The sequence below is a fragment of the Aeromonas sp. QDB18 genome, from assembly GCF_027705325.1.
Lineage (GTDB): Bacteria > Pseudomonadota > Gammaproteobacteria > Enterobacterales > Aeromonadaceae > Aeromonas > Aeromonas caviae.
The window spans coordinates 1-7,758 of record NZ_JAPDBQ010000180.1 but is presented as its reverse complement, the minus strand read 5'-3'; the positions used below and the strand labels follow the sequence as shown (position 1 = coordinate 7,758).

Sequence of the window (7,758 nt, the reverse complement as noted above, 5' to 3'; positions counted from 1 at the left end):
GGCATCATGCCTCCCTCATTTTTTAGCCCTGATACTACGTGGACTGGAACTCAAATTCTCTTAAGTGAACAGCATTGGCCCCATCAGGGAGCCGATGAAGAGCACGGAGGGTACCGTGAGGGCGATGGTGGCCAGCACGGAGCCGAAGTAGAGATTCATGGCCCGCTGCAACTGGTTGTTGAAGGCCGCCTTGATGGCGCCGACCGCTTCGGGGGCGAGTACGATACAGGCGACGATGAAGCCACCCAGTGCCATCGGGGCTTCCATCACGTGCACCCCGTAGTTGATGGGGATGGCCAGGGTCTTGGCCAGCAGGATCACCACCACCAGGTAGGCGAGCAGCAAGAGGGTGTGATAGACGTTGCTCTGCAGCGGGCCGTGGTGATCCTCGAGATCCTCATGATCACTGTCGACGAAGAAGTGGCTGTGGCTGCGGGTCTGGATCAGCAGGAAGACACCATAGAGCAGGATGGAGATGATGATCAGCATCCATGACATGGCCTTGGAGAGGCTGCCCAGAGTGCCGCCCTGGGTGAAGTTCGGCAGGACCAGACAGAGCAGTGCCAGAGGAATGATGGCCACCAGATAGGATTTGACCCCGTCCAGATTGAAGTTCTGGGTGTGATAGCGCCAGCCGCCAAACAGCAGGGTGAAGCCCACCAGACCGTTGGTGACCAGCATCACCACCGCGAACATGGTGTCCCGGGCCATGGTGGGATTGGGATCGCCGGTCAGCATGACGGAGGAGATCATCACCACTTCCAGGGAGATGACCGAGAGGGTCAGGATCAGGGTACCGAAGGGTTCCCCGAGCTTGATGGCGAGGGCGTCAGAGTGACGCACGACTGAGAAGATGGCCCAGGTCACGATGGCAAGCAGGGCCAGCGACACCGGCAGGTAGACCGCAAGGGGGGTTGTCTCTGCCAGCAGGTCGCTCCCTAGGGTTTTGAAGAAGAGCAGGGTCAGCAGACCGGCAGGCAGAGCAATCTCTTGTCGGATAAAAGACTTCATAGGCAGTGGTTCTCATCTCGGGGCGGCCTCGGCCGACGGGGTATGGAGCGACTTGGTGCACCCAAGGTGCACAGACCCATGATAAGGGGAGATGCTTCTCATGCGGAGCATCATTTTGTTGCAAAGGGTGAGAGGCGGGGCAGATACCGCCTCAGTGCGGGTCGGAGGGGCTGGTTGTCTCGCCCTCTTGCCATGCCATCAGCCAGATCTTCAGTTTGCTCAGGGGCATGGGCTTGGCATAGACGTAGCCCTGGATCAGGTGGACTCCGTGGCGATGCAGATAATCCACCTGCTCCTGGGTTTCGACCCCTTCGGCGATCATCTCCATGCCCGATTTGAGGCCGAAAGCGATGGTGGCATCCAGCACGCTGCGCTTGAGGTCGTCCGTGCCTATGGTATCCACGAACATCTTGTCGATCTTGATCTGGCGAATGCCGAGCCGTTGCAGGTAAGCAAAGCCGCCATAGCCGGTGCCGAAGTCATCCAGCTTGAAGTGATAGCCCCTCTCCTGCAGAGCTGCGATCTCCGCCATGGCCCCCTGGATGTGCTTGATGGGATCCCGCTCGGTGAGTTCGAAGGTGAGGCGGGCCGGCGAGGGCCAGCCATGGCGCTGCAACTGGGTGCGCAGACGAGGTTGCTCGATATGGCCCGCCACCAGATTGACGCTGACCCACTGATGCGGGGCCAGGACGGGGAGATCCGCCAGGATGCGCTCCAGCAGTTGATCCGTCATCGGCAGGATGAGCCCCTGCTCTTCCGCATAGGCGATGAAGGTGCCTGGCGACACCAGATCCCGTCCTCGCTGCCAGCGCAGCAAGGCCTCGAATCCCACTACCCTTCGGTTTCTGCTGTCCACTATGGGCTGATAGAAGGGGATGAACTCCCGCCGAGCCAGCCCTCTTTGCAGCAATCCTTTGAGGGATCGCCGGTAGTTTCTAAGGCCCCAGTAGAGGGCCGCCAGCAGCACCCCCAGCGCCCCGGCCGACCAGAGGCCATCACGGTGTATCTGTGAGCGGGCGTAGCGTTTCAGTGCCTCGCCAGCCCAGAGGGTCTGTTCCACCTGATGCTGGGGGTCGAAACTGAGCAGCCGCATCGGGTTTGCCTCTTCTCGAATGTGCTTGTTGCCACGGGGGAAAAAGAGCCCGGACTGGGTCGCAATGCTGTTCACTTAAGAGAATTTGAGTTCCAGTCCACGTAGTATCAGGGCTAAAAAAATGAGGGAGGCATGATGCCTCCCTCTTTCTATTGCAAGCCACGCTGGATAAAGGCTGAAGGAACATCGACTGGAAACAGCCTTGCTCCCCCAACTCAAGTCGCATTTATGAATAATTAGTCAAAAATGTGCTTATCTGAACAGCATTGCGGACTGGGTCGGGTGCTTGTGGTTGAACTCCAGGTAGAAACAGTCGTTGCAGGGGGTGCGCAGCAGCTCATGGCTCCAGCTGCTGTCGAGCACCCAATAGGCCAGATTGCCGTTGCGTCTCGCATAGACCAGGGTTTCGCGTTCGGTATCGAACATGGGGGCCGTGCTGGAAATATGAAAGTCGGGGGAGACCGGTATGCCGGCGTCGGCAAGCTGGGGCAGGGCGGGGCCCAGGGTGGAGCAGCCGCTCCCGTTGGCAAGCTGCAGGCCGGCCAGGCGAATATGGCGGTTGTAATACTGGGGTGAGCGCAGCAGCGCCATGTCTTTGGGGCCGCAATCGAAGGCAAAGTGGGCGAGTTGAGCGGGGACATCGTGATCCAGGAGCTGGTTGCGCTCCTACTGGTAGTCGAGCAGAGCCCTTTCCTTTGTCTGCAACAGGTGGTGAGCCAGCTTGTCGCTCAACAGGGGGGTGAGCAACAGCATCAGCAGCGGGGGCAAACAGAAGAGGCCCAGAGGAATTCATAACGGAGATCGTGCAGACATGGTGGGCACCCTTCTTCCCTGAAATGAAACAACCCGATTGAGGCTCAAGCATCATAGCATTAGCTGCATCGATTTGAGCCAAGTTGGTCACACTTGGAACAAAAATGATAATTAATTGATAAATAAAGGATATGGCTACACACCTGAACAAGATTCAATCGCTGACCTGTCATAAATGACAATTGTCCAGCTTATCTGAAGTGGCTAAAGTAACGGTGCGGTTTGACTCACCGTGTGTTCAATACTCCTGTATCTATTTTTGTCAGTAGCACAGAGTGTTAGTTTTGATATGAGTGTTTCTTTTGGTCCCCGTTGTGGGACCATTTTTCTGTCCGCTCCTCAGCCTGTGTCCCCTCGTTCTCTCCCTTGATGCCTCTTTTGCGGCCCGCGCAACGGCGCCGCATGACGCATCCGCCCGCTTATTTGCAGAAGCGGGATCTTCATCCATAGGCGGCGTTTGGTCTGGGCTGATACCATGATGCCCTATGGATGCTGTCGGCTACGGAAAGGCACATGAAACTGACCACTCAACTCGTCTCTTTTATTACGCTGTGCGTGATCTCGGCCATGGCCATGGTGATGCTCGGCGGGGTCTTCAGTTTCCGCCAGATGGGAATGGAGCTGCAGCAGAACCGGGTCGACTCCCTGGTGGAGATCATCGACAAGCAGCTCGGGGTGACCGATGACCAGCAAGCCCTTGCCCGCTGGCTGCCCTCCCTGTTGCGGGCCTCCCATGTGGTGGAGCTGGAGATCCGTCAGGACAAGCAGCGGGTCTACTGGTTTCGCGATGTGCAGCAGCAGACGGACGAGAGCCTGCTGATCGCCTACAGCGAGGCGATCCCCAATCAGGCCGGGATGCGGGCCGACTTCAAGCTGGACAGGCCGTTCAAGGAGTTCGAGTACTCCATGAAGGCGATGTTCGGCATCTCTCTGGGTATCTTCATCGTGGTGTTCGGGCTCTGGTACTCCATCCGCTGGCTCCGTCAGCAGTTGCGCGGTGCCGAGCTGCTGGCGGAGCGTGCCCAGCTGATCCTGGATGGCAAGCTGACCAAGCTGGCCCATGACCCTGCCGAGGAGTGGCCTGTCTCGGCCAGTCAGGCCCTCACCCATCTGCTGACCGAGCTGGCCGACGCCCGCAAGGAGCGCAGCCGCTTCGACAACTTCATCCGCAGCAACGCCTTCGTCGACAAGACGACGGGCATCGGCAACCGCCTCTTCTTCGACAACCGGCTGGAGAGCGCCATCATGGAGGCAAGCGTGATCAGCGGCGGCGTGTTGCTGATCGAGCTGGCCGGTCTGGAAGAGCTGGATCCCGAGCTGAGCGGGCGCCCGAGCCAGGAACTCCTGATGGAGGCGAGCGCCACCATCGCCGCCTTCGTGCGCAAGCACAGCGGAGCCCTGCAGGCGCGCTATGCCGGTCAGGTCTTTGCCGTGCTGCTGCCGAACATGTCAGAGAGCGAGATGGTGGACGGCGCCAGCCAGTTGCTCAAGAGTCTGCAGCGGCTGCACTGGCCCGAAGCGGTCAATGCCGACACCGCCGTCTATCTCGGTGCGGTCTGCTATCAGGCACAGGATTCCCTGCTCAAGGTGCAGGAAGAGGCGGAGCTGGCGCTCAAGAGCGCGCGTCTGCAAGGACACAGCGGCTGGTTCCTGTTCGAGAAATCCCTCAACGAGGAGGCGAGCAGCAAGGGAACGGTGCGCTGGCGCACCCTGATCAGCCGTCGCATCGAGGAGCAGGGCATCGACTTCTACGTCCAGCCTGTGCAGCAGGAGCGGGATCAGGTGGTGTTGCAGCAGGAGCTGCTCATCCGCCTTCACGACGAACAGGGCCGGGAGCTGCAGGCGGGGGTCTTTATGCCCATGGCGGAGAAGGCCGGTCTGCTGCTGCCGCTGGACAGGCTGGTGGTGGCCCGAGCCTTGCGACTGCTGCGCCAGCGACCGGCATCGAGCTGCCCCATCAGCCTCTCTCTGTGCGCCCAGAACCTGCTCACCCGCGAGTTCCAGCGCGAGCTCTTCTTCGAGCTGTTCCAGTTGCCGCGCAGTACCAACGAGGGGTTGATCCTGCAGTTGTCGGAGTCTCAGGTGACCCGCCACTACGAGGCCCTCAAGCGGCCGCTTCGGGCGATGCGCATGCTGGGGTGCAGGCTTGCCATCGATCACGCGGGCCAGGACGTGGTGAGCACCCAGTACATCAAGGAGTTCGAGATCCACTTCCTCAAGCTGCACCCCAGCCTGGTGCGGGAGATCCACCTGCGCCAGGTCAACCAGATGGCGGTACGCAGTCTGGTGGGGGGCTGTGCCAATACCCAGGCCCGGGTCATCGCGGTGGGGGTGGAGAGTGGCGACGAGTGGAAGATGCTGCGACACCTGGGCGTGCATGCCGGTCAAGGTCCCTGGTTTGCCGACCCCGAGCCCCTCAACCTGCCTGACTAGCGTCCCGGCCGGGGTGACAGGCGGCCCTGCTCCTGCAGGCCCGCCAGCCCCTGCAAGCCACCGGTGTGGATGAAGATGATCTTGCTGCCGCGCGCAATGCGGCCTGCCGCCAGTTCGCGAAACAGCCCCCACATCGCCTTGCCACTGTAGATGGGTTCCAGCGGCAAGCCGGTTTCTGCACTGAATGCCTGCACCCATTGCCAGAGTGCCGGACTGAACCTGGCATAGCCGCCGTCGTGGTGATCCAGCGCAATGCGCCAGCCCGGAGTAGTGGCCGCTGCCGGATGCAACCGGCATACCTCGCCGGTGATGAAGTCGGCCCCCTTGAGCACCGCGATGGCCAGGATCTGCTCCTGCGCCCGCTTGCCCGCGATGAGCCCCGCCAGGGTGCCGCCGCTGGCGCAGGGCAGCACCCAGAGATCCGGCGAGAAGGGCACCTCGTCGACAAGCTCGGCCACTCCGGGGATGGCCAGCGGGCTGCTGCCTCCTTCCGGTACCAGCAGGGTGTCGTCATCCTCGAACCGGGCAAGCCATTCGGGATCCTGGCGCCGGCGATAGTCCTGCCGGTCGACAAAAACGAGATCCATGCCCCAGCCTTTCGCCGCTTTCAGGGTGGGATTGCTGACGGTATCCCCTTCACCGCGTATGATGCCCCTGGTGCGCAGTCCCAGTCTGAGTCCTGCTGCGGCCAGGGCGTGAATGTGATTGGAGTAGGCGCCGCCAAAGGAGAGGATGTGGCCCTTGCCCAGCGTCTGTGCCTGTTGCAGATGGTATTTTAGCTTTCGCCACTTGTTGCCGGAGAGGGTCGGGTGGATCAGATCGTCCCGCTTGCACCAGAGCGTGACGTCATGGGCTGCCAGCAGAGGATGCCGGATCCGGTGCAGGGGGGAGGGGAGCTGAAGGGGCGCCATGGGATCGTCTCCCGTGGGTGCCAGCGTGGCCGTCGATGCGTCATTTGTCATAAAGTTGGAGGCTAATAGCCTGTTTATGTTAAGGTTTAGTCCTTTTTACGCGGCCAGGTGAAGATCCAGATGAAGTCACTGTTCAGGCGTTCTCCCTCCAGCCATCAGGTCGGGATCCTGCTGGCCATCGCCCTGACCGGCGTCCTGGGGCTGCTTATCAATCAGGCACCCCAGGCGGTGGATCCGGTGCAGCAGGTACGCGCCGCCCAGCTGGCCCAGCGGATCTTAAGCGAGGTACTGCAAAAATCCTTCGATGAGCACTCGGATCACAATGGCGGCCGTTTTCGCTGCGGTGAGACCGCCGGCACGCCTCCCGTGGTCTATCCCCCCTGCACCTCGGTCGCCGACTACGGCCCGGAGGGGGGCGAGACCCGCCCCTATGCCTTCAACGACGTGGACGATTTCGACACCTGGGGTCACTGGGTGGACGCCAACCAGTTTACCTAGACGGATGCCGAGGGTGTCAGTGACCAGGAGTATCGCCACTATCAGATCAGGATCGCCGTCACCCCGGATACCCTGTTTGGTAGCAGTGGGCCGGGGGCCGAGTCCATCGGCAAGCGCATCACCCTGACCGTGCGCCTGCCGGACGGGAGCGAGCTGGTCTTCGGCCTCTATCGGGGGAACTACTGATGGGCAAGCCACATTCCCGTGATGCCGCGTGGGAACACCCATGTGCCAGACTCGCCCGTGACCGCGTCCGACCCGGGCGTGAGGGGGGCTTCACCCTGGTGGAGCTGGTGATGGTGATCCTGCTGCTCGGGGTGATGGCGACCTTCTCCAGCCAGTTTATCGGCATCGGCACCCAGATTTACGGGGATGCCAGCCGCCGCGAGCAACTGATGAGCGATGCCCGTTTCGCCCTGGAGCGGCTCAATCGCGAGGTGCGCGACGCGGTCCCCGGTTCGGTGCGGGTCGAGGACGCAGGGGGCGGTGCCCAGGAGCAGGGGGCCTGTCTGCGGTTCTGGCCCATCGCTACCGCTAGCCGCTACCTGGAGACGGCTAGCAGCACCGTGCTTCGCATCGTCGAGCCTGTCACCATGCCGGCAAAGGAAGATACGGCCATCATCTATCCGCTGCCTGACACGACCTCTGGCAGTACCATCACGCTGGACAAGGGGTGTGTGCAGGGGCGTTGCACTGCCAGAGTGACCGAGGTAGGAACTCCCGTCTCCGGGGCCGTGCCGCTGACCCTGGCTGGTGCGCTCGCCAAGGACTCCCCGGGCCAGCGCATCTATTTTGCGAACCAGCAGGTGCTCTATTGTGTGAGAGGGGGCAACCTCTGGCGCATGGCCAAGTCCCTCGACGACACCCTGAGCAGCAGCGAGACCACCCGGTTGATGGCGGAGCATATTCGTCCCGCCGCCTATTATACCAATCGGATTAAACATTAGGTCAGTTTTATCCAATCTCGGCTACAAAGTGACATCACCCGCTCCACATCGG

4 protein-coding genes and 3 pseudogenes are annotated in these 7,758 nt (G+C 61.2%); 3 read left to right on the top strand and 4 right to left on the bottom strand.

All coding sequences use genetic code 11. From position 1 onward, the window contains the following. Positions 1 to 78: 78 nt before the first annotated feature. The 3 genes and pseudogenes from OKC30_RS18925 to OKC30_RS18915 all read right to left on the bottom strand — a co-directional run. Positions 79 to 1,011: pseudogene (locus OKC30_RS18925) on the bottom strand (calcium:proton antiporter); the annotation flags it as partial. Between the two features lie 151 nt (positions 1,012 to 1,162). Beyond that, positions 1,163 to 2,146 (bottom strand): annotated as a pseudogene (locus tag OKC30_RS18920) (EAL domain-containing protein); the annotation flags it as partial. A 210-nt stretch (positions 2,147 to 2,356) separates the two neighbouring features. Further along, a complete protein-coding gene (locus OKC30_RS18915; RefSeq protein WP_270665393.1) occupies positions 2,357 to 2,695 on the bottom strand; it encodes a hypothetical protein in 339 nt (112 codons plus the stop codon). Positions 2,696 to 3,430: 735 nt separating this feature from the next. On the opposite strand from OKC30_RS18915, the gene OKC30_RS18910 reads away from it, so the two are divergent. Further along, positions 3,431 to 5,350 (top strand): EAL domain-containing protein, encoded by a 1,920-nt coding sequence (locus OKC30_RS18910; RefSeq protein WP_010672614.1) that lies wholly within the window; start codon positions 3,431 to 3,433, stop codon positions 5,348 to 5,350. On the opposite strand, the gene OKC30_RS18905 is transcribed toward OKC30_RS18910, so the two are convergent. Continuing rightward, positions 5,347 to 6,261, bottom strand: coding sequence for a 1-aminocyclopropane-1-carboxylate deaminase/D-cysteine desulfhydrase (locus tag OKC30_RS18905; protein WP_160839336.1), 915 nt, complete (start codon positions 6,259 to 6,261; stop codon positions 5,347 to 5,349). The genes OKC30_RS18910 and OKC30_RS18905 overlap by 4 nt on opposite strands. Positions 6,262 to 6,381: 120 nt before the next feature. On the opposite strand from OKC30_RS18905, the pseudogene OKC30_RS18900 reads away from it, so the two are divergent. Together OKC30_RS18900 and OKC30_RS18895 are read left to right on the top strand one after the other, a co-directional pair. Further along, a pseudogene (locus OKC30_RS18900) lies at positions 6,382 to 6,945 on the top strand (type IV pilus modification PilV family protein). Further along, entirely contained in the window at positions 6,945 to 7,706 is a 762-nt protein-coding gene (locus OKC30_RS18895) for a PilW family protein (protein WP_270666855.1), read from the top strand. Before OKC30_RS18900 ends, OKC30_RS18895 begins: the two are co-directional and overlap by 1 nt. The last annotated feature ends 52 nt before the right edge of the window (positions 7,707 to 7,758 follow it).

Excerpts from the sequence above, each read along its gene's own strand:
- OKC30_RS18895 (WP_270666855.1), top strand. The coding sequence starts at position 6,945 with ATGGGCAAGCCACATTCCCGTGATGCCGCGTGGGAACACCCATGTGCC.
- OKC30_RS18905 (WP_160839336.1), bottom strand. The coding sequence starts at position 6,261 with ATGGCGCCCCTTCAGCTCCCCTCCCCCCTGCACCGGATCCGGCATCCT.
- OKC30_RS18910 (WP_010672614.1), top strand. The coding sequence starts at position 3,431 with ATGAAACTGACCACTCAACTCGTCTCTTTTATTACGCTGTGCGTGATC.
- OKC30_RS18915 (WP_270665393.1), bottom strand. The coding sequence starts at position 2,695 with ATGGCGCTGCTGCGCTCACCCCAGTATTACAACCGCCATATTCGCCTG.